The organism is Peribacillus loiseleuriae, from assembly GCF_001183985.1.
Taxonomy (GTDB): domain Bacteria; phylum Bacillota; class Bacilli; order Bacillales; family DSM-1321; genus Peribacillus; species Peribacillus loiseleuriae.
Genome location: NZ_LFZW01000003.1, coordinates 15,767 through 39,955 on the forward strand (window position 1 = coordinate 15,767; position 24,189 = coordinate 39,955).

Below are 24,189 nucleotides of genomic sequence, written 5' to 3' on the forward strand. Positions count from 1 at the left end.
CCCTTTTTCAAAAGTCGAGTTCGATATACTATATTCATCAAAAAGTTCCATGCAAGAAGTGGAAATCGGTGCAATTTTGTAACTTTAAATGTTTACCATTTAAGTATAGGAAGAAGGTGTGAATCATGGGAACTCCAATAGCAGCTAATTACCAAAGAGATATCCTTTCAATCGTTGAAATCATGCAATTTATGACTCATAGTAGCTTGCGTCTATATAAAAAAAAGGGCTCCCGTCAGTCCTTAAATAGGGTTGCGGAGTATGAGAGTGCTATGAACGAAAACCCTCATCGTAAAGGCGTGGTATTTGTATCGCCGTGTAAGGCTGACCTTGCGGAGGGGAAAGGCTATATTGTGACTTCTTACGAAGCTCTCCAAGAAAAGTATCGGACCCTGACCCACTGGACGCCTAATACCTATAGAGGTGGTACATACTATGACTTCAAAAGACGTATCATCAAGGGGCATGAGCGTGAGAATCTAAAACAAATCAATGTAATTAGCCTTGATATCGATACTAAGGAAGTGGATCTGTATGCCCTTTATCTTGGATGTGAGGAATTGGGCTTGCCTCGTCCTAATCTTCTGCTGGAAACGCCAAGAGGATTCCAGGTCTTCTTTGTGCTGGAAACTCCTTTTCATATACACAAAAAACAAGATTACAAGGCTTTAAGAGTTGCTGAGCGCCTGTCGGAAAATATGCGAAAAGCACTTAAAAGCTATGTGCCGGTTGATACCGGATGTGTCCCTTTCGGTTTTTATCGCATCCCAAAAGAAGACAATGTACTGGACTTCTATGACCAGCCTGCCAATACAAGCCAACTGCTAACCTGGTCTAAACAGTATGAAGAGCAGGAAAATAGGAACTTTCTGCGAGTAGTTTATAACAAGAATGCTTTAGCGATCGACCAAACGTCTTCAGACTGGTATCGGGCGCTTATTCGAGCTACACACATCCAGAAAGGGCATTTTGGCTCTAGCCGCAATAATGCGCTCATGACGCTTGCACTTGCCAATTACGCGAGTGAACGGCCATTGGAAGAAGCTTATGATGAACTTGATCAATTTAACAGCAACCTGGATCAACCACTAAAGAAAAACGAATTTGAAAGAATTATAAGGAGTGCGTATTCGGGCAAATATAAGGGCGTAAAGCGTTCCTACGTGGAAGACTTATTGGATCTTTGGACAGATGGACAAGCTCAATTCAAGGGAAGGGAAGGATGGTATAAATTCAAAAAGCCGCGTGAAGAGCGAGTGCGTTCCCATTATAAGGAGTGGGAAGAGGACATCATCGCTTATTTAGATACACATACAAGCCCTGAAATGCCATTTTTGGAGGCTTCTTTGAGTAGTCTTGCTAAAACCTTTGGAATGTCTGTATCTACGCTTAAGGAAGTTTGTAAGCAATCTAGTAAACTTAAAAAATTTACGATTGGTCGTGGCCGCGGGGCTATAACAAAACTTGCAAGCCGTTCGATGCTATTTAGGAGCTTGCTGATGTTACGTAAGAATAGCATTTTACAAGCCCAGCTATCTTTTGCCGAACTTCTTCCCGAACCGAATCGATTTGTTGCCCTTCAATTCCCTACATTGGAAACCCAATTGTTGACTCATGAAGTGGATATTTTATACCGTTCCGGGGCTTCTCCACCAGATAAAATGACTTCTTAAAAATAATGAGCCAGTCTGCCAGTACATATCTATAGTATTCTTAGGTTATCTGTAAGAAATTGGTCTCTCTTACTAGATTGAGTGGTGGATAGTTTTTCTTTTTATTGGGGAAGAACTTTTTGAGTGGCTTCTATTGGAGGGGTGTAATGGAGGTTGCTTTATATATTTTATTTGGATTTTGCTTAGGGTGGGAGCAAGAAGATTTAGCATATAATATGCACCATTTTAAACATGTTTAAGGTTTAGTTAGTGAGGGAGATTTTAAAGTCATATTAGGATTTCCTTGGTTGATTATTTAAATTATCACTAAATAAAAATGAGATTAATTGGACAAGAAGTAGGAGAATCTTAAGTTATTATTCTAGCGAGGAACCAATGATGTTAAGTTTAGATAATGGGTATATGTAGGTGATTCATCACTGACTCTTATCCTAAAATATGGGAATTTGTAATCATTTTCCTTTACAAGTATTGCCAAACAAATGTACGTCTAGTAGTCTTAAAATAAGGTTTGAAAACCGCAACTCATATAGATTTATATACGCAACTTAGAAGTCACTGAATATCTATATGAGTTGCGGTTTTCAAAAGCAGTCGACCCCAATCACACAAAGGGCGGATAACCTCCTGTCTATCCCCGTAACCAGCAGAAGACCTCGGCTATACTACGTAAACATAGCCGAGGTCTTCTGCTACTAGTCTAAAGGCGGAGGTTATCCAAAGTGGGAGTGGGGTCGACTGGATAGATTTTAGATAGGGAGGAGAGGGTGGTAGAGAGGTAGTTCAAGTGATAAGCTTAAGTGATATATACCCAGAGATTAAGTTCAAGTAATAAAGTTCGTGGTTAAAGGAATGGTTAAGTTCAAGTGAAAAAATAATTTTATAATGATGAGGGTGGGGTGTTGTAACTGATTGAAATTTGTATAAGTCAAGATTTTTTGTATATTTATTCATCAATGAGGTGAGGAGTTATTACGGTGAATGGATGGATAAAAGCTTATTTAGGATCATTCATGTTTGCTTACGCTATTGAGTTGTAGGCGGTTGTAAAAATTTTTAACCTACCTGTGTTCTTAGTTGTGGTGTTAATTGTATTTATTTTTTACTTAATTAGTTTTGTTTTTGCAAACTGCTACAAGGGAGAGTGGTTCCTATATTTGCTAAAAGAGGATGATGTTTTAGATGATCATAAAGTACACTTCGTTAAAAGAAAAAGATTTGGAGTATCTATCGTTTATTTTGAGGAATGGTATGGTGACGGCTAAACAAATTATGCTGAAATTTCGCGAGCCGAATAAAGACCGTGTTTATCGCAGACTTCGAAAATTAGTAGGGAAAAAGTATGTGAAATATGAACACATTGCACATAAGGTTGGGGTCTATCTTGGAACGATTGATGCCAGAAAATTAACGAATGTCAATGTAACCGTTCCGAATAAGGCAACGATTTACACCATGCAACATAATCTTCTCATGACTGATCTTATTCTATTTTATGAGATTCAATCGGAGAAGCAGGGTGTTGATTTTAAATATCGAACAGAGAGGGAAGTTCGTTTTTCTATGATTGGGGAGGGTGATAATCCTAGTAAATTGAAAGCTTTTAATGATAAGCGGGATCGAATACCGGATGCAGTTTTCTTTTTTAAGTCAGCTAATGGAAATGTCACGACTACCTGGGTTGAGCTGGAATTGAATAAGAAAGAACGAAAGCGCTATGATGACAAGTTTAAGATGTTTGATGAAATACTTTCTGGCGGGCGTCAGGGTGAACAACCATACTCCTTCGATCAAGTGATCTACTTTGCTAATGAAGTGAAAATTCATAATGTGATTAATGAGGCAAAACAGCGATTAATTAATGCTAGTAAGATTACAGTCCGTAATGTTCCTTCTGTCATATTAGAAGAACGTTGGGAAGAGGTGTTGCCTAGTGGAACCAATGATGGAGAAACAAGGGGAGCCAAAACAGACTGAAACGGATCGAATGATTGGCGAACTCGTGATTTACGGTTTAATCGGAATAATTGGAATTTTGTTTTTTCTGCCAGTTATGCTTGGAATGCTGATTTTTGCGATTATTAACCTCTTTAGACGAGATTGGATCTCATACGTTGCACTTGCAACTGGAGCGATTATTTTGTTTTGGCAATTTCAAACAGGCCGTATCCTTAGTTATTTTGGATTAATTTCAGAACTGAATATTCCATATATGTCGGTGGGTGTTGAGAGATTCTTGAATCAAGGAAATACCATTGCTACAACAAGTACTACCTATTTTGTGTTACTAGGATTGGCATTCCTATTCTCGTTTGGATTTTTTATCTTCGCCAAGTATTTTTGGAAGAAGAGAGTGACTACCAAATCTGGGGACGTGCAAAAGAAAAAAGAAGAGCAGAAATATAAAGCTTTCCGAAAAAATCGGGTGAAATTTTTGGATATGAAGCAGCATCATTACCGAAATAAGCCAACCAAAGAGGTCTTTGTCGGGTACACCGATTTTAAAGAGCGTGTAGCAATTGGTGCAAATGAGCTTAATTATCACATGTTGGCTACCGGAGGAACGGGTACAGGAAAGACTACACTCATTGCTTCACTCATGGAGGCAGCCTTGCAACAGGAAAAACCCGTTATCTTCATGGATGGCAAGGGTGAAAGGAAATCCATGCTTGAATTTAAGGCGTTGTGTGAAGCATATGGCCGGAAAGTGTACCTTTTTTCTGAAATGGATAATCTCACGTATAACCCCATCAAGAATGGCACACCGACCGAAACAAGAGATAAGCTGATGTCGCTTTTCAGTTTTTCAAGTGAGGGGGATGGAGCCTATTACACCGATATTGTATCCCGTTATTTACAACTAGTGGTCAAGCTAATTGATGAAGCAGGCGTTCCTAGAGAGATCAAGACGATTGCCAAGTTAACCAATTTTAAGTACATGAGTGAATTTTTTAGGGAACACAGCACCCAGGAAGAAATTGAAGAAGAAATCGAGGTGGAAGTAGAGGAAGAAGTACTTGTTGAAAAGGAGTCTCAAACGTCACTGGATGACGATTTAAGCGGTTTTCTTTCGTCGACAGAGCCAAAGACGGAAATAGTCAAAAAAGTGGTTTTAAAGAAACGTAAGCGATCTGTTTCGAAACTTGAAGAGGGTATGCAGCGTATTAAAAAAGTGTTAGATGATGAATTTCCGGAAGAGATTGTCGAAGGCTGTTTGACAAGATTAAAGATGCAACTAGGAGAGCTGCTAGAATCCGATCTTGGGCATTTATTTGTGGAAAGTAAGAATGGTATTGATCTTCAAAAAATCACCGATAACAACGACGTCGTGATCTTCAGTATTTCTGGAAGCCGATATGCCGATTACATTAAAAAGATTGGAAAAATGATCATTCTGGACGTAAATAGTTTGGTAGCTTACAGACAAGCTCAGGGGCGTAAATCGATTTTTGGTGTCTATGATGAGTTTTCAGCTTATGGTGATCGCAGAATTGTTGATATCGTCAATAAATCACGTTCCGCAGGTTTTGAATGCATAATCTCTACTCAAACGTTGTCCGATATTGACGCCATTGACCCTGTCATGACGGAGCAAATCATTTCTAACTGCAATATTATTGCCACTGGCCGTGTCAATTCATCCAAGGACGCGGAACGAATCGCACAAGTTTTTGGTACGTATTCCGACCGGGAGATTACGCAGCAGATTGAAAAGAAATACCCCCACATTCGCTACGAAGCAGTCATGGGAACTGTCCGTAATGTGGAACGATTTAAGGCAAATCCTAGTGAAATTAAAAACTTGCAAATTGGTGAAATCTTCATCAATCGCAAAATGGTAGAGGAGGATACAGGAGATACCTATTTCCGCCGAGTGTATGTACGGAATGCACTTGAATTAGGAGGGATTCAATCCAATGAAGTTTCTTGATAGGCTGAAGCAGGGTTTTAATAACAATGCGGATCGAGGGCGCAAGAAGATCTTAAAAGATGAAAGGCGACTGAAGTCGTCAAGATTTAATGGTCGATTAGTATTTAGCTTTTTATTTTGGGCTGTACTTGTCGGAGTGATTTTTTCCACTTTTCAATCGTGGTCTCGAACAGGCTTCCTGAATGAGAAGGTGAATGGATATCAGAATGAAGCAATGGCGCAAATTGCCAACCTGAACGAAGTTGGTTTTGCCAATTCACCAGCTGGTGAGGAATACGCCAGTACATTTATTGCCACATATATCAACGTATCCAATGACCAAAAACAGCGAGAAGAACGAGCAAAAGCACTTCAAAGTTTTCTTGCTGAAGGGTTAGAAGTTGGAAAGTTGGAAAACCTTTCGGAATTTAAAGGGAAACGAGTTTTGAACAGTGCTAGCTTATATGATGTGAAGGACGTTTCGGAAGCTGCAGCCAGTTATATGTATCGTATAGAATATGAACTTTTTAAAATCGTAGAGAAAAAAGAGCAAGTAGAGGTGAAGAAGAAAAATAATGAAGGCCAGGAAGAAGTAGTGAAAGAAGAAAAGGTCACTATAGCTGGAGAATCGCTAGGCAAAAAACAGCAAATGATTGTGGTGCGGCTTGGAACAGACGGAAATTCCTTCAACGTTATTGAACAGCCTTATTATCAGGCTATTCCAAGTGCTACAAGATTAACAGCCATTACAGACAAAACCGATCAAGCACAGAGGAATACAAGGGTTGAAAGTGACCTTAAGCAGTTCTCTACACAATTTTTCACCTCTTATACGACTAATACTATAGAGGAAATGTCGTACCTTATGGAAACACCCGAATCTCTTAAAGACCTGTACGAGTATAAGGGACTAGAAGATTTTGTGGTATATGATAGGGAAAAAGAAGGGCAATACATGGTGAAATCGCTTGTTCTCTTACAGGAGGCGAATACGGGCCTTCAATCTAAACACCCGTTTACCCTGGTTGTGAGCAAACAGAACAATAAATATTATGTTCAAGAATTAAAACATACGATAGGAGGATGATTGTATATGCCAGATATTACAGGTCTTACCGATTATGTTTCAGCTCAAGTCGCAGCTGTCTTGTTTATTGTGATGGTCGTCATGATTGTACGAGCTTTTATTTCTCAGCGATGGGGACAGTTTTTCTCAAGCTTTATTTTTGCGGTCATTTGTTACGTGATTGTCGCGAATCCAGGTGAGTTCGAAAGCATGGCCACGGCTATATGGAAACAAGTAAAAAGCGGTGGACTTTCATGAGGGCAGCAGCCTACAGCTACCGAAAGTTTTTCAAATATCCTTTAAAGATTTGGAAAATTGGTAAAAGTGAAAAATCTCTAGTTTTTTCAAAAGGGATCGAGATCAGACAGATCATTGTTTCTCTATTTCTTTTCGGTGTTTTCTTTCTATTCAGAGGGAGTATTAATCAGGTATTACCGACGACTTTACAACTGGCTTTTTATGCCGTGCTGCCGTGGATGATTGCCGGGGCGATCTGCAGAAGTAAATTGGACGGTAAACGACTTGACCGTTTTTTTATCGGGTACTTTCGATATATGTATAATAGGCGTTTTAGTTATAGCAGCCATAAGCCTGTTTACCAGCCACAGATGAAGAAAGCACAGTCCTACGAGCGAATCCAATAAGGTGGTGGTACCATGATACAATTTCCCATTCAATCTTACAAAGGTAATGTGATCTACACACATGACATGGAAGCTTGGTCTTATTATCGCTTACATGAAAATACGGTAGGCGTGAATGAGCAGGAAGCTGAAAATCATCTGGTTAACCGTCTTCAAAGGCTTGCTTGGCAATTTGCGGCCTTTGAAGAAATTGACTATAAAATCGTTCCAATACCTGTTGATATTGATAAGCGTATGGACAGTCTGCAACAACAGTATGAAGGGAAATATGCCGAAATAGGGAAATATTATGCGGAACGGGCAAAAGAAATCTTGCGTGAAGAAGCTAAAAATGTCGTAGAATACAAATTTTTTGTTGGTATTAAGTTAAAGAAAAGGGAGCTGGACGAAAATATACTTAGCACGTTTTCTTCTTCTTTCAAAAGTATGAACCGTTATTTGCAAAAGCTTGCTGGTTTTGGAGGGCATGAGGTTGATGATTTGACAGCCAGTATGTTTGAAGAATCCGAGGAAGATGCTTATGCGACTATAAATAATTATCTAGGTGCTTTCAGGGCGAAGGAAAAGGAATTATGCTATATCATTCGTCATCAGTTCGTCAGAGGTCAAGAACAGCCTGACGGGGACGGAAGTGTTTACAGCCTTACAGAAGGTATACTCGACCCAGGAAAAGCCGGATATCTCCATATTAGACAACTAGATGATGAATCGTGGTGTGCCTTCCTACCTGTTTCGGAATTTCCGGTTGATCTAAGCCATAAAGAGTGGGCTTACTTTTTTCAGTCCTATCACTTTCCGGTAGAAGTCAACATGCGGACGATCTACAAAAAGAAAAAAGATGATGAGAACCAAACCAATACCATTAAAAAACGATTTCGCGATCAAGATGCTCAACTAATCGAAGCAAATGAGGATGACGACAGCTTAATCAATACCGGGCGTGAGCTTTTGCATGAGCTGGAAAATGAAATCAAAAATCAAGGAAAACCACTTCTTAGAACGCACATCAATTTTGTTGTATATGGTCAAACAAAAGAAGAAGTCCGAAAACGAGCCAGAAGGCTCAAATCAGATTTTAAAGACCAGCAAATTGAAATCGTGCAGCCACTTGCTGACCAACTTCTTTTATTCCATCAATCGTTACCAGCAGCCAAAATTATTGCCGAGGACTGGGAACAAATTCTTACTCCTGAATCATTTGCTGAATCCCTTTTCTCTCTTACACGAAAAATCGGAAATACTGTGGGATTCTATCTTGGAAAAAATATATCGCATGATGGGGAAAGCATTGAAAGCTCTCAATCTCTCGTTTTTTACCATCCGTTCCTAGCCCACTTGGGCTTAAAGGGTTCTAAATATTCTTCCCCGCATGTAACAATCTCGGGACCGACAGGGATGGGGAAGTCTTATCTACTAAAGGATATTTTATTGAATGGCGTTTTTTTCGGAGCGAAAGTCCTTATGACAGATCCCAAGAACGAAGTTGAAAAGAAATTCAAACAAGCCCTTACACCTGAAATGGAGCGTATGGCTCCCTTCTTTAAAGAGTTAATTGAGAGTTTCAACTATATCACTCTATCAAGTGAGAAAAAGGATGCTGGAAAGCTTGATCCCCTTACTTTCCTTGAAGGGGAAGAGGCGCAAGATGCGGCAGTCGGCGTTCTTGAATACTTATCAGAGCTACAATCGAACGAGCGGAATGTGAAAACGGCTATTTATAAAGGTGTTCGTCATGTTCTTCAACAAGAAGAGAAACCAGGACTATTGAAAGTCGTTCGTTATTTGCAGGAGTCTGACGATCAGGACGTTAAAAATGTGGGTGATCTGCTTTATGAAATCGGTACGAACGGGGTTGCTAAACTGATGTTTTCGGAAGGTGATGTTGACGGGATTAGTCTGGGTGAACAAGTGAACATTTTACAGATTCAAAATTTGAATCTTCCGGATGAAGGCGAAAAGGCAGCCACACGAGACGAACACATTGCCGTTGCTTTGATGCAGCCACTTGCCAAGTTTGCAACGAAATTCGCACGGGATGATACCGTGGTTAAAATGACGATCTTTGAAGAAGCATGGATGCTTATGAATACGGGTGCTGGCGATCGATTGATCAATGAACTATTGCGTACAGGACGTTCCTTGCGCTCAGCTGTCTATATCGTCACACAGTCTACTTATGAATACAACAAACCACAGATTAAGGAGAATATTGGCACGAAGTTTGCTTTTAAAGCGAAAACAACTGAAGAAGCTGGCAATATTATTGAGTTTCTTGGGATGGAAGATAACAAAGCCAACCGAAATATGCTGAAAAACCTTTCTGAAGGCCAATGTATCGTTGAGGATATGTACGGGAGAACAGCCAAGATTCAGACAGATGTATTGTTTGATGAATGGATTAGCGCCTTCAACACAAAAGAAAGTGATCGTGGGAGAGCAGAGACCGAGGAGGCGTTCATGTGAAAAAATTATTCATCTCTTTCATTGGTTTGATTGCACTTTTAACTGGGTGCAATCAAGGTGCATCTTCTGAAGATATTGCGAATCTTGCTTATGAGTGGGAAAAGGCAAATTTTGATCGGGATTATGAACAACAGCAAAAATACATTTATGAAGAGGGGTCCTATGAAGCCTATAAAGGAGATGAAAAAATCGATTCGGGATTAAAATATGGAGATATTCGCTATGAAATCTATTTCGATGAAAGAATAGAAAGGTATTATATTTTTACAGATTTTAAAAATCCTAATGGAGAAAATTCAGTAGAGGATAATATTGTCCTTCGTAAAAAAGATGAGGAATGGAAGGTTGATACCAGCGAAAGTTTGGATATAGTTCGTAAAGATATTTCTGAGAAGTTTGCCCGAGAAGCGTGCATTAATTGTAAATAAGGAGGGATAGGATGCAAACCCTTAAACAAGGCTTAGGCTTTTGTTTAGTGCTGTTGATTCTTCTTATGCCAACGGGTTCACTTGCCGAGGATGCGGCAACAACTGTTCAAAAAAAGGAGGAAACAGTTGGCCGTGTGATTTTGGAAAGTAAGGAATATGATCTCTATCATTACCAGATGGAAGCTGATATTGGCGACGGTATCACGAAGGTTGGCGATAATGCATTACATGCCATTAATCAGGGGATGTGGGGGTTCAATAAAACGATTGCTAGTTTTACACTCTATTCCGTTAACCAGCTGATGTCCTTTGATTTGATTAGCAGTATTGTTGATGAAGCGGGGATTATGAGTGAACGAATCTACGAAATTATGTCTGGAACCTTCTTATCCATGTTTGTCATTTTAGTAGGAGGATCAGCAGCCTGGCGTTACTTTGTAAATCAACAAGTGGGTCATGCGGTAAAAGCGATTATGGGTGCTTTGGCTATCATGGTGTTTACGTTTTGGTTTTATTCTAATACGGCTGGAAATATAAAATGGTTGAATGATAGAGGGGCGGAGCTTGAAGGGATTGCCAGCTCTGCTAATGTGCTAATCAGTTCTGATGAGTTTGACAGCGATGCCTCATATGATTCCAAAGAAGGAATTGCGGTTCTGGAAAATCAATTATTTAATCTTATGGTCAAGCGTCCATATTTACTCTTAAATTACGGATCAACAAAGGAATCGGAAATTGTTAGTGAAAATCCTAATCGGATTAATAGTCTTTTAGAAATTAAACCGTATACAGGCGAAGGTATGGAGGAACGCAAAAGGATTGTTAAAAAGGAAGTTTCCAACTTTGATAACAAACAGATGTCTTCCAGTTTTAGTGGTGAACGCTTCGGATATCTCATTGTCACGATTATTTCAACCATAGCACTTTCGATTCCAATCTTATTGTTAGGTATCTTTAAGTTTTTGCTTCAGTTATGGTTCCTGGCATTGGTCATTTTTACAGCCATTCCACTAGTCCTTTCTTTAATCCCGTCTTTTAGCGAGACGGCCTTGAATCACGGGAAGAAACTTGTGGGGGTACTACTTATGAAAGCAGGGTTAGTCCTCTTGATTGCCGTTATTACCGGACTTGTCACTTTGCTTTATGAATCGGTAAAAGTAACCAATGGCGTAGAAGGGTATGTCTTTGTTGTTTTCTTGATCTGCATTACCATTTGGGGATTGTTTAAATACCGTTCCGAAATCTTTGAGGTTGCCTCTGCTGGTATGCTGCAAGGTCAGCAAGTGGTAGAGAGAGCTACAACCAATACATTCGATAAGATGGGTGACGCTGGAGAAAAAGGATTCAAAGGGGCAAAAAGAATGGTCGCTACAGCTTATAGAAGCCACCAAAATAAAAAACGTCAAGAAGAATTTCAGTCAGAGAAAGAGGGTACAGGCCGAAAGACTTTTACCAATCCTTCAGTAGCAAACGGTGGAAGGTCAGAGCACCGAAAAGCGGTGGGAGAGAATACATCTCAAAAACAAGGCACAGGGAAAAATCAAGGGCAACAAGCAACTGGAAAAGGCTCAAAAAATACAGCAACGTCGTTAGCGACAGAAACGGCCAATCGATCAGCTTCACGAAATGCAGGAGCTGCCATTGTGAGTTTAAAAGATTATAAAAGTGAAAAAGCGGAGGGCGCAACAAGCAAAGGTACAATCACCAGCCAAGCAGCCCGAAGTTCCGAACGTACCGTTTCGGAAGCTCGGAAGCCGAGTTCGAACCCTCCGAATTCAAATAGACAAGAAAGCAGAAAACAAGAGGCGCCTAAGCCTACTAGCCAAAGAACAGTGGGATCAACTAACCGTGAAAATCAGCCTTCCCCACATCGTAACCCAGCTGCCAGAATGGAAAGCCAACAAGAAGCAGCAGCTTCAAGAGAACCCGTCAAACATCTAACGCAGTGGGAAGTCCAACAGAAAATCGATGCCAGAAAAGCAAATACAACACCTTCCGAAAACGTCAATCGTTCCGAGAGCAGGAAGACAAAAAAACAGGAAACAGAAAAAGAGCGAAAATGATATTTGAGAGAAGCGCTTTGACGTCATTAGATGCAGTTTAGTGAGAAATCTGCTATTCATTGTGTCAGAATCGCCCTTAGAAAGGAGTTCCTATGCAAGGAGTTTTGAAGAAAGGTGCAAAAGTTGCTGGAACCATTGCCATTCTCAAAAACCCTATCACATGGATTATTGCAGGCATCCTTCTTCTTCTCACTTCTATTTTCGGATTTGCTTTGTTTGTTTCAATCAGTTTGGGCGGTGAGAACCAGTTTGAATCGGGAATGTCTAGTGAAGGAGCCGGAGGAACAGCGCAAGTGTCACCTGAAGTTTTGCGATACGAGCCGTTAATCCGGAAGTATGCGGAGGAAAATGGTATCAGTGAATTCGTCGGGCTTATTATGGCTCTTATCCAACAAGAATCAGGTGGAAGGCTCTTAGATGTTATGCAGTCTTCCGAATCAATCGGGCTTCTACCCGGAGCTATTACTGACCCTGAATACTCTATTCAAATTGGCGTGAAATATTTTGCGGAAGTGATGAAGCAGGCTAAAGGGGATATTAATCTAGCCTTGCAAAGCTATAACTTTGGAAATGGGTTTATTGGGTACGCATTAGAACGTGGAGGCTATTCCAAAGAAATAGCTACCCAGTTTAGTAGTATGATGGCTGCTAAGGAAGGGTGGAGCCGATACGGTGATGTGAACTATGTAGAACATGTCATGCGTTATTACAACTCCGGAAACGGCAGCGTGGTTGTAGTGGGTGATGGTACACAATCTTTTAATGTAGAGGAAGTTCATAACATCATGAAAGAGTATCTTGGCCGACCGTATGTATGGGGAGGCAGAACGCCAGCAGCAGGAGGGTTTGACTGTTCAGGCCTATTAGAATATGCCTTTGCACAGATTGGCATTGATATGTACGGTACAGCTCAATCGCAATACAACAAAACAAACCCGGTGCCAGAAGATCAAATAAGACCAGGAGACTTCGTTTTTTTCTCCACATATAAGCCGGGAGCGTCCCACGTAGGTATGTATGTGGGGAATGGTCAATTTATCAATGCAAATAGCAGTGGTGGTACTTCTTATTCATCCGTTGAAGAATGGAAAAACTTATATCCCTTCCTAGGTTTTAGACGGATATAGAAACGGAGGTGCAGGGTATGGAGCCACCCCAAAAGAAAAATTTCTTATTTTTAATGATTGTATTTGTCGTTGCTACTTTGGTTATTATGTACGTTTTCAGCTTGCGATCGCAGTTGCAGGAAGTCCGAACTAACCAGGGAAACTATGAAGACCAGATTAAATCTCTTTCCTCTATCCAGAATACGGATGCATTAAAGGTAAACCGTGAGTTTCTTGAAAGTTTTTTCACCTATCAAACCACTGCTGAGCGATACAAAAAAATTGAACCATACATGACCGATCAAGGATACAAGGCGACCCACCCTTCAGGGACGAAAATTCCGGATTCGGAGGAATCTGTAAAATCATCCATGGTAGGCTTGAAGGCTTTTGAATATCAGTCCTCGAAGACGGAAGCTGAATTTTTTAATGAATTTAAGCTCACTACAGAATTTAATAATGTTGCTGCCACTGAAACGGTTATCGTCAAAATATCGCTCGTATATGTGAAAGAGCAAGATTGGAAGGTTGATGATGTTGAGTTTATTGGTCAATTGACTGGGCGTGATTAAAAATAAAAGGAGTGTCTTAGTATGCCTGTTACATTTACACCCACAACCCCTATTCAATATGTAGAATTCGATTTTGAAGGATATTTTGATTCTTTAGACGAGCTATTTGGACATTTATCTTTTTTTTCGCAGTGGAAACAGTTCTGGCTTACTACTTTTCTTAAGCTAGATAAAGAGGTTAAAGTTTATATGGAAAAATTCCCAAACTCCAATCCTATTATACAACGAATTAAACATCAAACCTTAATACCAGATGAGCGTTATGAAATGTTTGAATTTGAACATATTACTGATTTTGGCTCCTATTATTTTCATTTTGATATAGAAAAAATGAAAGAGATTAAAAATAGAAATCTTTTATCAACCGAACGTGTACATTTGAACTATCTGTATGTGGACCCTACAACTCCCATTATTAAAAATAAATTACAAGATCAGCGTCTCCCCTTCTTTGTGAGGATGTTTGGAGTTGAAAAATCTTTTATTTGTGCAGATGGAAATAAAAGAATTAGAACTAGAATGGAAGAGGGGCAAACGGAATTCGAAGGCTATGTATTTTATCCTCAAGATCTTGAAGAAGCTTTTTTTGGCCCACTTGATTTTTTCTATTACATTCATCTTTATGAGATGGAATTAATGTATAGAGAGATGGAAGCTACTGGAGGGAATGAACAGAGTATTTACAAAGTAACTCAACTTTACCTACAAGCAAATCAGAAATAACCTTTACTAAAAAGAGTAGATTAGACAAATTATTTAAGCTGTGAGCCACAATAAAATGGTTCACAGCTTATTTTTATTGGTCTTTTAAGGTTATAACGCAATAATATCGCCGACCCTCGATCTGGTATGGATACCAAATACAAACAGAAAATATTCGCGTTCGGTGTTGTTTTGAAATAAAGATGCACCGTTTTGGAAAAAGTTAAACCGTTTATAAAAATGATGAACCAAAATATCTTATCTCATAAAGAAGAGATTTTGTTCTTTCTTATTGAACTGACTGTTCGGAATAGTTCGGTAATTTGTCTGTCTGAATATAATATAAAAAGGGATATAGGATTTTTTCGCAAATGAACTGCCTAATACTAATGTAAGCTGATATGCGGTTGCAATGATCAAATACTTAGATTGAAAGGAGATTTTCATTTATGACACAAACATCAAGAACTATTCCTGGAGCCGCGGTGCGCGGAACGGCATCTGGCGTATTTTTCATGGCGTTTTTCGGTACCCTGTGGGCGTACACAGGAATTATGGGATTGCAAGGCTGGGGAGTTCCATTGTTGTTAGTTGCTGCTGTTACCATAGGTATAGCGCTGTTCATCGGCGGTGTTTCATTAATACGTGCATCGCGAGAATTAACGAATCAGGTTTCAAAAACGGATTTAAGGCGCGGGAAGCGTACGAGGTTCTGGTTTAATATTATTTTCGCGGCAGAGGGTTTGGCTATAGCAATCACGATTGTTGTCTGTAACGCTACTTGTCACTCTGAACTTATACCTCCCGTAATAGCTATTATTGTCGGTGTTCATTTTCTCCCATTGGCCCCTCTTTTCCAAGTCAGACTCTATTATTTTACAGGAGCACTCCTTTGTTTACTCGCTATTATTACATTGCTGGTTGTGCCTGCGAAGGTCACGCTGGGGGAACATCAGATAAATGCATTTATGTCTGTAGTAGGCTTTGGCTCTGCCCTGATCTTGTGGGGAACTGGTCTGGCAATATGGCTAATGGGTAGAAGATTGCTAGGTATCATACCACAATAAATAACATAAACAGCAAGATAGGACTTTACTCCGGAAAAGTGTGTTTATTGTACAATAAAGTGGAAGGTAGAGTAACTTTCTTATTCAATCTAACCTGCCCCGTTAGCTTAAGTACATTTCTTCATAATCTGCATTTATCTTACTAAGCATTACTAAACAATCTGGCCCGATTCTGAAAAAGAAAAAATCCTGTATATCACAGGATTTATAAGTAGGTTTCAGGTAGGTTAACAAGGAACCAGCAATTCTCCTATCGGAAGCATGGTTGATTCCTTGTTTTGTTTGAAAATCAGCAAAATTCTAGGGAAAATGAAAATCGTTACTTTTAAGTTGTCATAAGGGTCCGTTTTTCTTTGCTTTCTATATGGTTATCAAACATATATACTTTCTCTACATAAACTTGATGCCAAATCATGAATGTGAAGATGGACCATAGCTTTCGACTGTTATCTCTCTTTTCCATAACATGATCAGCAAGTAATGTAAGGACTTTTTTCTTGTTAAATAGGTGGTCTGTTTGGCTCTCGTGGATTAACTGAATAGCCCAGTCATAAAGCTCATTTCTCAGCCAATGTCGAATAGGCACTGGAAAACCGAGTTTCTTTCTACTCCATACGTGATTTGGAACGATACCCTTCGCTGCTTCACGAAGAAGGAACTTAGTTTGACCATTTCTTATTTTTTGTAGGCTGGTTAGTTTAGAGGCAACATTAAAAACATGTTTATCCAAGAAAGGCACTCTTACTTCTAACGAATTAGCCATCGACATTTTATCTGCTTTTAATAAGATGTCTCCCTTCAGCCAGGTTTGAATATCAATGTATTGCATTTTTGTGACATCATCATAGAGGATGGAATCTGAGTATAGAGAATCCGTTACTTTTTCGTTTCCTGCATGAGATAGATAATGAACCAATAAAAGTTCCTTTTCTTTTTCATTAAAAATATTAGCATTGCCGATATACCGTTTTTGAAGGGGGGTAGTGCCCCTCTCAATAAAGCTTTTACCTCTGACCCCATCAGGAATTCCATTAGCAAGAACCTTTAATAGCGCTTTTAAGGGAGACGGTATATAGGAAAATGGCTGTAATGACTGGGGTTCCCTATATATATTATATCCCCCAAATAATTCGTCTGCTCCTTCTCCGGAAAGAGCGACCTTCACATGCTTTCTTGCTTCCCTGGACAGGAAATACAAAGGAACGGCAGCAGGATCCGCTAGTGGATCATCCATATGCCAAATGATTCTTGGTAACTCCTTTTTATATTCTTCTGAACTGATTAGATACGATATGTTTTCTACATCCAGCACATTTGCAGTTTCTTTGGCAACGTCAATTTCACTATATCCTTTATTTTCAAAGCCAACTGAAAAGGTTTTAATCTTTGGATTCACTTCTTTAGCTAGAGAAACGATAAAGGACGAATCAATTCCTCCAGAAAGGAAGGCCCCAATAGGTACGTCACTTCTCATGTGAACATTTATAGATTCGATTAATGCGTCCTGAATTTCTTTTATCAGTTTGGAATCTTCCAGGTGAGACGGCTGGAATTTAGGCTGCCAATAAGGGAGGATCTTCATTTTTTCTCCAGGCTTTTGTGTGAAATAATGACCAGGGGACAGTTTTTTAATCGACTTGGTAAGTGTATTCGGCTCCGGTACATATTGAAAACTTAGAAACTGTTGCAGGGAAAGAATATCCAACTCGTCGTCTTCAAGAGCCTTTAATAATGATTTCTTTTCAGAAGCGAAATAAGTTATATCCTTTTGTACACTATAAAAGAAAGGCTTAATGCCAAACTGATCCCTTGCCCCATACAGTCTCTCTTCTTGCTTGTCCCAGATGACAAAGGAAAACATGCCGCGTAATTTACCAGCCGTTTCCTCTTTTATTCGGCTATAAAGTGCAAGAATCACTTCAGTATCGGTATCCGTGCTGAAGGTGTGTCCGCAGGCAATCAATTCTGCTTTAAGTTCGACATAATTATATATTTCTCCATTAAATACAATCCAATATCTATCATTTTCATAAGAGAGTGGCTGACTGCCATTAGGAACATCTATTATACTTAATCTTCTAAAACCAAAGTTCACATATTCATTGAAGTAATATCCTTCATCATCGGGGCCTCTATGCGTGATGGTTTCATTCATTTCCACTATTTTTTCTTCTAATATATTCTGAGCATTAGGCTGGTTATATAAACATCCTACAAATCCGCACATTTCTCCACCTGCTTTTTTTATTTTCCTACTATTATTTTGATGCTCCTTATCTACTTCGCTATTATATACAGGGGGTACTAGTAAAGTAGTTACAAAAAAGTTACAGAATACGAAGTGAAAAAATGGTTGTCTATAGCTTGGATTTTTCTTGGCTCCTTTAATAGTATGCTAGCGTTGTGGTAAGATTTAGGACTGATAACCTAGCAAAAAAATCTCCTAAACCTCGTCTAGTGACAAGCAAGGTCACTAGAATAATACTTAGGTTATCTTTACTTACAAAGTTTGGAAAATTTATATTGTAACTTTTTTGTAACTCTTTCATAGAGAAAGATTTATATAATGAGGTTATTCCGTTAGGGTTCAAACGAAAATTCGGTTTAGAATCATTGGGTTAGAAGATAGGAGTGTACTGCGTGGATTACAGAGGGAAATGGAAGTTAGGCATGTATATCTCAGTTGGAATTTTATTATCGGGTTGTAACATTGGAAAATCTCCCAATGAGTTAATTGAATCCCCTGATCCACAAGATGTGCAACAAATTGCATTAAATAATACATTAAATCAACTTTTACCATCCAGTATAGAGTTTATAACACCAAAACAAGGCGTGAGGAAACAGTCCATTTATTTGGAAGATATCAACAATGACGGTAAGCAAGAAGCATGTATTCTATACAAAAGTTTAAAGGGAAGCAAACAAGTGCATTTACTGGTTCTCCAAGAAAAGGGTGAGAAGTGGTCGGAAATAACGAATATAGAAACGGACTATCACACGCTCGATTATTTTGGGCTTCAAGATTTGGATGGAGATGGAGTAAAGGAAGTGGTCATTGGGTTAGGAATCTCTGAATTCGAAACGGAAAAGCAGCTGTTCATTTATCAATGGGACAGGACGGGATTAAAGAACGTCATCGATCGAAGTTACGACGCAATAGACATTGCCGACTATGATGGAGATGAAAAAAAGGATGTCCTGCTTATCGTAGGAAAAAGAAGAGAATCGTTCAAGGCAGAATTGCTGGACTATGAAAAAGGAACATTAAAGCCTCGCTCAGCCGTAAGCCTAGATGCGTTTGCCTTTCATAAGAAGATCGTCAGTGGGAAATTACGAGATGGGAAAAAGGCTTTATTTATCGATAGTACAATTGGCATTCATTTCATGTTAACGGAAATCGTCGCCTATCATGATGGAGAACTTGTGGCAGTTGGGAATGAAGCCTATAAAGATTACCTGCTGTATAGCAAAGATATCAATCAAGACGGGATAACGGAAGTGGGAGGGATGTATATCCCAAAAGGTTGGGAGGATTCTGCCTTCGAAGATATCCCCTTTATCGAAACTTACTCCACGTATGCGATAGATGGAGTTTCAAAAAAGATGGAGGAACGGTTGACCGACCGCGTACGTAGGTTTTACATCGAGATCCCACCTGCCTGGTATGGTAAAGTCACCGTGAAAAAGATCAAGAATGGCATTCAATTATTATCGTATTCGAACCAGCAGCTAGTGTTTGAGGTGAAATGGGCCAATAAAAAATCAATAAATTCCTCAAAAACAGTTTTGAAGGAAACGAAGACTACCACTTTTTATACGGATAGGAAGGAAAAGAAATCGTTTCCTTTTGAACAATTCCATTTGCTGGAAAATGAGTTTTGAAGGAGGGAGAAAATGAATAGAATCCTTGTTGTTGAAGATGAGCTATCCATTCGCAGCTTTGTCTGCTTGAATTTGAAAAAGAGAGGATATGATGTCAGGGAAGCGGAAACCGGGGAAGAGGCATTGGTGTACTTCCAAAGCGAAGCATTCGATATCGTCTTGCTTGATCTCATGCTTCCGGGGATGGATGGGTTTGAAGTCTGTCAAGAGATCCGGAAGGTAAATCAGACGGTGGGCATCATTATGCTGACGGCAAGAACGCAAGAGAAGGACAAGGTGGAGGGACTAGTGTTAGGAGCCGATGACTACTTGTTCAAGCCCTTCAGCATGGTGGAGTTGGAGGCCAGAATGTTCTCGCTCTTGCGGAGAATCAACCTAAACGACCAAGTTTCATTGGAAAACACTGAACTGTTTGTATCCGGTCCGTTTCAATTGGATTTAAGAAACAAAAGCTTTGTCTGCTCAGGAAAAGACATCAAACTCACCCCAACTGAATACTCGATTCTCCATTTTTTAATGTTTCATCCGAACCGGGTCTATACAAGAGACGAGTTGTTAGATGAAGTATGGGGAGAAAATTATGTAGGAGATATAAAAGTAGTCGACGTCAATATTCGGCGCATTCGTCAGAAAATAGAGTCCGATCCCTCTTCCCCTCTCTATTTATGTACAGAGTGGGGACATGGATATCTATGGAAGAGTTAGGCCATGAAACGTAAAGTCATCCTTTATTTCACAATCATCATCATCTTGACATTAAGCTTAATCATGGCGGTGTTTGGAGTCGTGTTGACAAAATACTATTACCAAGGAATAGCCAATACGTTTCAAAACCATGTCAAAGCCGTTGATTCTTTTTGGGAAAAGGGAAATGAACTCCATTATGGGAGTCTTGAGGATTATAGCGACCTGGTGATTAAAAACTATCAATATGACGGAGCGGAATTGCAGCTATTGAATGTGGATGGCGAACTTATACAATCGTCCACAGGTTATTACGAAGAACAAAGCTACCAAATAGATCCTGATGTTTTTTCATATAAAACAATCTATAAGAAAGAGGAACTTGAACAGACCGTTTTGGCCGTCTACACACCTTTGATCTTAGATGGACAAATAGTGGGAATCCTCCGCTATGTCTCTTCGTTGACGTTGGTCCAGGAAGTCATTACAAGTCTACTTGAATACGGATTATTGATTAGCCTAGGTGTTGCATTCATTGTCTTTCTTATTAGCCTTCGCTTGACGGATTCCATTGTTAAACCGGTCAATGAAATTATTCATGTCACCGAAGAAATGTCAAAGGGCCATTTTGAACAAAGAATCAAAGAAGATTTTCCTTATGAAATTGGGGAAATGGCCAGAACGCTGAATTATATGGCAGAAGAAATTGTCAAAAAGGAACGAATGAAAAATGATTTCATCTCTTCGATTTCCCATGAGCTTAGAACCCCATTGACGGGGATAAAGGGCTGGGCCGAGACGATGCAGTTACCGGATGGCTTGTCGAAAGAAGAAACAGAATTTGGCTTGAGGATGATTAACAGTGAATCGGAACGCCTAATGAATCTAGTGGAAGACCTATTGGATTTCTCCAGGTATGAGTCAAACCGCGTCAAATTTGTTCGAACCGTGGTGGAATTCGATACGCTCATTAAGGAAGTTGCGTTCCAGCTCCAGAAAAAGGCTTCCGAGAAAAACGTACTGATCAAGCTAGAGTATATGCCTGTTTTAATCAATGCTGACGGCGACAAGATCAGACAAGTATTAATCAATTTATTGGATAATGCCATCAAGTTTTCTAAAAATGGCAGTGACATTCAAATATTTCAGTACTTACAGGGAGAAATGGTGGTCCTGAAGATCCTAGATCAAGGCATAGGGATCCAGCAGGATAAATTAAATTATATATTGGATTCCTTTTATAAAGTGGATGCAAAATCAGTGGGGGCAGGGCTTGGATTAGCCATTACCCGAAATATTGTGATGAAGCACGGGGGAACGATAGAAGTGCAAAGTGAGTATGGAAAAGGAACCACGATCATGGTTCGCTTACCTTTGAATGGGATGGAAAAGGAATAACTAAAAGCAAAAATATGAGGAGGAATATATATGAGGAAATTAGCAGTATTAATGTCCACCATCATTCTGTTATTAGCGGGATGTGGGACTAGCGCCTATGCAAATGCGATGAAAGACGCAACTTCAGAGGTAGAAAACGGGGAATATGAAAAAGCATTAAAGTCTCTTGATGTAGCATTAGAGGAAAAGCCGGAAGATAAAGAGGCAAGAACACTGTATGAAAATATCAAAGCTTTAAATCAAGTGAAAGAAGCCATTGACGGTACTGATTGGGAAGTTGCATTAACGAAAGCAAAGAACCTTCTTAAAGAAGATAGATTAGCAAAAGGCATAAAAGCGGAAGCAGAACAATATATCACTCAGGCGGAAAGTGAATTGGCCGCAAATAAAGAAGATATGAACTCAAAAGAAGAAGTAGTAGCAGAAAGCGGTACGAATGCAAGTGAGAAGGAAGAAGCTGTGAATACAGAAGAAAAACCAACAGCAGAAAAAGCGAAAAGTAACATCGCTGTAAGCGAAAAGGAAGTAGAGGCGAATACTGAAAAAAAATCAATAGACAAAACAGAAAAGGCGAATAGTGAATTGGCTGCAAGTAAGGAAGAAGTCACGAATAAGGAAAAAGAAAAAGCAGCAAGTGAAAGGGAAAAATATTTAAAAAAACTTAATGATATCAAAAAAGGTTTAGCGGAATTTGATAACGCATTAGCTGGAACACAAGTCGAAATGACCCAGGCTAAGGGGGAAATCTTCAAAAGATGGGATACTGCGTTAAACGAAATATATGGGGCACTCGAGAATCAACTGTCCACTAGCAAATTCGAGAGTTTAAGAGAAGAACAACGTAAATGGTTAACCTACCGAGATGAAGTCGCAAAAGAGAATTCCTTGAAATTTGAAGGCGGAACGATGGCATCATTAGAATATATCAGCACACAAGCAAGGCTGACAGAAGAGAGATGTTATGAGTTAGTGGAAGGGTATATGGAGTAGCAGAAGCTTAAGCTGAACGTGGAATCCTCATCACCCTTTAGCTCATCCACAGATTGGTTAGTTTCAGCAATTATCTTGTTTGCCTTTTTCATATCATCGGATGCATTAGCTGCAAAACTGTTGATTGGTAAAATGATAAAGGCTGTCAGTGAAATTATGTAAGAATTCTGGTTTCAATTACTGGTAGTTTAATAAGTTTTTTAGGTCGATTTTGCTATATAAACAGTGCCATAACTCAAAAGTATTGACATCGATTTTGAGTGTCACTTCAGGAGTTATCTTGCACCTATTTTAAGCGTTATTTTGCACTATAAGTAAATATAAAAAAGTCCAATTTCTCAGCATTAAAATGAGAAATTGGACTTTTATTGTTACTCCGAAAAAGCACCCTCATTGGCTATCTATTATTTCAGTTCATAAAGGTTCCATAAAACTGACATTTATACTGCTAAAAACAACTTTATCAAAAAACAACCTTTTGATAATCATAGATTCTATTATTTGTTCCAAAACTCGTCCTTTTCTGAACACACACAGATTCCCGTTGAAATGATGTGACTTTAAGAGATAAATTGCACACTTTTTAAACGCTAAATTGCACTCAAAATGGATGTTAAGTGACAATAAAGTTAGTTAAAAAATAATAAAGTCCTTTAAAAACGAAAAGCATCTTATTCCAAACTCAAAGTTATTTAATTAAAGAGGTAGTAGACTTTAACGGGCTTACAACTAATAGATTGATTGCAATACGTAAACAAGATGTGCTTATAATAAATATGTGGTTAACAGAGATTGGCAGAGATAGGGAGCTTTCTAAAATGACGCAGATTTTAATAATAGAAGATGAGGAAAAAATTCAACAGTTTTTGGAGCATGCTTTATTTGAGTTAGATGAAGATTTACAACTTTCTTTCTCAGGCAGTGCTACAGACGCCTTAGTTATGGCACAAAAGAAACAATTTGATGTATTCATCGTTGATATTCAACTACTCGATTATAAAGGTACAGATTTAGTTAAACAGCTACGCTCTATACAGACATATAAATATACGCCAATCATTTTTGAAACAGCTATTGTGTCAGAAGAATTACGAGCATATCGAGAATTAAAATGTTATCACTATCTTATGAAACCGTACACAAAAGAGGAAGTACAGAAAATTGTTGCAGAGGTACTCGACTACTTGCAGCAACCGATAATTGATGACAGGACAGTAAGGATTGAACAAAAAGGATTTATTTTTGAATATCGATTGCAAGATATTTTATATATTGAATCTTTCGGCAAAAAAATGGTTATTCATCTGTTAACGGAACAAGGGGAACTCCGACAGGAAAAAATTGCAGGTTATTCTTTAAAAGCCATGCTAGAATTATTAGATGATGGCCCCTTTGTACAATGCCACAAAAGCTATATACTCAATAAAACGTATGTTGAAGCGATTCAAAAAGCAGATAATCTAGTCAAGCTTCGCCATTGCTTAGATCCATTACCAATTGGACTTAAATATCGCAGTCAAGTCTTGGAGAGTTGAAAA

19 protein-coding genes are annotated in these 24,189 nt (G+C 39.1%); 18 read left to right on the top strand and 1 reads right to left on the bottom strand.

Annotated features, from left to right (window positions below; all coding sequences use genetic code 11):
• The first annotated feature begins 125 nt into the window (after positions 1 to 125).
• The 13 genes from AC625_RS24695 (at position 126) to AC625_RS24755 (ending at position 15,694) form a co-directional block, all read left to right on the top strand.
• The gene (locus AC625_RS24695; protein ID WP_049684072.1) at positions 126 to 1,673 is read left to right on the top strand and encodes a primase C-terminal domain-containing protein; all 1,548 of its coding nucleotides are present in this window, start codon (positions 126 to 128) and stop codon (positions 1,671 to 1,673) included.
• A 1,182-nt stretch (positions 1,674 to 2,855) separates the two neighbouring features.
• Entirely contained in the window at positions 2,856 to 3,650 is a 795-nt protein-coding gene (locus AC625_RS24700) for a hypothetical protein (protein ID WP_049684073.1), read from the top strand.
• Entirely contained in the window at positions 3,616 to 5,604 is a 1,989-nt protein-coding gene (locus AC625_RS24705; protein WP_245645137.1) for a type IV secretion system DNA-binding domain-containing protein, read from the top strand. Before AC625_RS24700 ends, AC625_RS24705 begins: the two co-directional genes overlap by 35 nt.
• Positions 5,591 to 6,670, top strand: coding sequence for a conjugal transfer protein (locus AC625_RS24710; protein WP_049684075.1), 1,080 nt, complete (start codon positions 5,591 to 5,593; stop codon positions 6,668 to 6,670). The genes AC625_RS24705 and AC625_RS24710 overlap by 14 nt, the downstream gene beginning before the upstream one ends.
• A gap of 6 nt (positions 6,671 to 6,676) precedes the next feature.
• A complete protein-coding gene (locus AC625_RS24715; protein WP_049684076.1) occupies positions 6,677 to 6,907 on the top strand; it encodes a TcpD family membrane protein in 231 nt (76 codons plus the stop codon).
• A complete protein-coding gene (locus AC625_RS24720) occupies positions 6,904 to 7,293 on the top strand; it encodes a TcpE family conjugal transfer membrane protein (RefSeq protein WP_049684077.1) in 390 nt (129 codons plus the stop codon). The genes AC625_RS24715 and AC625_RS24720 overlap by 4 nt, the downstream gene beginning before the upstream one ends.
• Before the next feature lie 12 nt (positions 7,294 to 7,305).
• Entirely contained in the window at positions 7,306 to 9,756 is a 2,451-nt protein-coding gene (locus tag AC625_RS24725) for an ATP-binding protein (RefSeq protein WP_049684078.1), read from the top strand.
• Positions 9,753 to 10,184 (top strand): lipoprotein, encoded by a 432-nt coding sequence (locus AC625_RS24730; protein ID WP_049684079.1) that lies wholly within the window; start codon positions 9,753 to 9,755, stop codon positions 10,182 to 10,184. Before AC625_RS24725 ends, AC625_RS24730 begins: the two co-directional genes overlap by 4 nt.
• 11 nt (positions 10,185 to 10,195) lie before the next feature.
• On the top strand, positions 10,196 to 12,247 hold the full coding sequence (locus AC625_RS24735; protein ID WP_049684080.1) for a CD3337/EF1877 family mobilome membrane protein: 2,052 nt from the start codon (positions 10,196 to 10,198) through the stop codon (positions 12,245 to 12,247).
• Positions 12,248 to 12,339: 92 nt separating this feature from the next.
• On the top strand, positions 12,340 to 13,374 hold the full coding sequence (locus AC625_RS24740; protein ID WP_053178223.1) for a bifunctional lytic transglycosylase/C40 family peptidase: 1,035 nt from the start codon (positions 12,340 to 12,342) through the stop codon (positions 13,372 to 13,374).
• 17 nt (positions 13,375 to 13,391) lie between these two features.
• On the top strand, positions 13,392 to 13,925 hold the full coding sequence (locus tag AC625_RS24745) for a hypothetical protein (RefSeq protein ID WP_049684081.1): 534 nt from the start codon (positions 13,392 to 13,394) through the stop codon (positions 13,923 to 13,925).
• Between the two features lie 21 nt (positions 13,926 to 13,946).
• Entirely contained in the window at positions 13,947 to 14,648 is a 702-nt protein-coding gene (locus AC625_RS24750; protein WP_049684082.1) for a hypothetical protein, read from the top strand.
• A 464-nt stretch (positions 14,649 to 15,112) separates the two neighbouring features.
• Positions 15,113 to 15,694 carry a DUF7010 family protein gene (locus tag AC625_RS24755; RefSeq protein ID WP_245645132.1) on the top strand — a complete coding sequence of 194 codons (582 nt, stop codon included), beginning with the start codon at positions 15,113 to 15,115 and terminating at the stop codon, positions 15,692 to 15,694.
• Between the two features lie 325 nt (positions 15,695 to 16,019).
• Here AC625_RS24755 and asnB read toward each other — a convergent pair whose 3' ends face one another.
• A complete protein-coding gene (gene asnB / locus AC625_RS24760; protein ID WP_049684084.1) occupies positions 16,020 to 17,921 on the bottom strand; it encodes an asparagine synthase (glutamine-hydrolyzing) in 1,902 nt (633 codons plus the stop codon).
• A 413-nt stretch (positions 17,922 to 18,334) separates the two neighbouring features.
• On the opposite strand from asnB, the gene AC625_RS24765 reads away from it, so the two are divergent.
• The 5 genes from AC625_RS24765 to AC625_RS24785 all read left to right on the top strand — a co-directional run bounded on the left by AC625_RS24765 (position 18,335) and on the right by AC625_RS24785 (position 24,186).
• Positions 18,335 to 19,579, top strand: coding sequence for an FG-GAP repeat domain-containing protein (locus AC625_RS24765; protein WP_245645133.1), 1,245 nt, complete (start codon positions 18,335 to 18,337; stop codon positions 19,577 to 19,579).
• 12 nt (positions 19,580 to 19,591) lie between these two features.
• The gene (locus AC625_RS24770; protein ID WP_049684085.1) at positions 19,592 to 20,284 is read left to right on the top strand and encodes a response regulator transcription factor; all 693 of its coding nucleotides are present in this window, start codon (positions 19,592 to 19,594) and stop codon (positions 20,282 to 20,284) included.
• A gap of 3 nt (positions 20,285 to 20,287) precedes the next feature.
• The gene (locus AC625_RS24775) at positions 20,288 to 21,661 is read left to right on the top strand and encodes a sensor histidine kinase (RefSeq protein ID WP_049684086.1); all 1,374 of its coding nucleotides are present in this window, start codon (positions 20,288 to 20,290) and stop codon (positions 21,659 to 21,661) included.
• A 30-nt stretch (positions 21,662 to 21,691) separates the two neighbouring features.
• Positions 21,692 to 22,651 carry a lysozyme inhibitor LprI family protein gene (locus AC625_RS25240; protein WP_053178225.1) on the top strand — a complete coding sequence of 320 codons (960 nt, stop codon included), beginning with the start codon at positions 21,692 to 21,694 and terminating at the stop codon, positions 22,649 to 22,651.
• Between the two features lie 818 nt (positions 22,652 to 23,469).
• Complete coding sequence (locus tag AC625_RS24785; protein ID WP_049684087.1) at positions 23,470 to 24,186, top strand: LytR/AlgR family response regulator transcription factor; 717 nt, start codon at positions 23,470 to 23,472, stop codon at positions 24,184 to 24,186.
• Positions 24,187 to 24,189: the final 3 nt, after the last annotated feature.

Excerpts from the sequence above, each read along its gene's own strand:
- AC625_RS24725 (WP_049684078.1), top strand. The coding sequence starts at position 7,306 with ATGATACAATTTCCCATTCAATCTTACAAAGGTAATGTGATCTACACA.
- AC625_RS24785 (WP_049684087.1), top strand. The coding sequence starts at position 23,470 with ATGACGCAGATTTTAATAATAGAAGATGAGGAAAAAATTCAACAGTTT.
- AC625_RS24770 (WP_049684085.1), top strand. The coding sequence starts at position 19,592 with ATGAATAGAATCCTTGTTGTTGAAGATGAGCTATCCATTCGCAGCTTT.
- AC625_RS24710 (WP_049684075.1), top strand. The coding sequence starts at position 5,591 with ATGAAGTTTCTTGATAGGCTGAAGCAGGGTTTTAATAACAATGCGGAT.
- AC625_RS24750 (WP_049684082.1), top strand. The coding sequence starts at position 13,947 with ATGCCTGTTACATTTACACCCACAACCCCTATTCAATATGTAGAATTC.
- AC625_RS24695 (WP_049684072.1), top strand. The coding sequence starts at position 126 with ATGGGAACTCCAATAGCAGCTAATTACCAAAGAGATATCCTTTCAATC.
- AC625_RS24775 (WP_049684086.1), top strand. The coding sequence starts at position 20,288 with ATGAAACGTAAAGTCATCCTTTATTTCACAATCATCATCATCTTGACA.
- AC625_RS24715 (WP_049684076.1), top strand. The coding sequence starts at position 6,677 with ATGCCAGATATTACAGGTCTTACCGATTATGTTTCAGCTCAAGTCGCA.
- AC625_RS25240 (WP_053178225.1), top strand. The coding sequence starts at position 21,692 with ATGAGGAAATTAGCAGTATTAATGTCCACCATCATTCTGTTATTAGCG.
- AC625_RS24735 (WP_049684080.1), top strand. The coding sequence starts at position 10,196 with ATGCAAACCCTTAAACAAGGCTTAGGCTTTTGTTTAGTGCTGTTGATT.
- AC625_RS24705 (WP_245645137.1), top strand. The coding sequence starts at position 3,616 with ATGATGGAGAAACAAGGGGAGCCAAAACAGACTGAAACGGATCGAATG.
- AC625_RS24740 (WP_053178223.1), top strand. The coding sequence starts at position 12,340 with ATGCAAGGAGTTTTGAAGAAAGGTGCAAAAGTTGCTGGAACCATTGCC.
- asnB (WP_049684084.1), bottom strand. The coding sequence starts at position 17,921 with ATGTGCGGATTTGTAGGATGTTTATATAACCAGCCTAATGCTCAGAAT.
- AC625_RS24745 (WP_049684081.1), top strand. The coding sequence starts at position 13,392 with ATGGAGCCACCCCAAAAGAAAAATTTCTTATTTTTAATGATTGTATTT.
- AC625_RS24720 (WP_049684077.1), top strand. The coding sequence starts at position 6,904 with ATGAGGGCAGCAGCCTACAGCTACCGAAAGTTTTTCAAATATCCTTTA.
- AC625_RS24700 (WP_049684073.1), top strand. The coding sequence starts at position 2,856 with ATGATCATAAAGTACACTTCGTTAAAAGAAAAAGATTTGGAGTATCTA.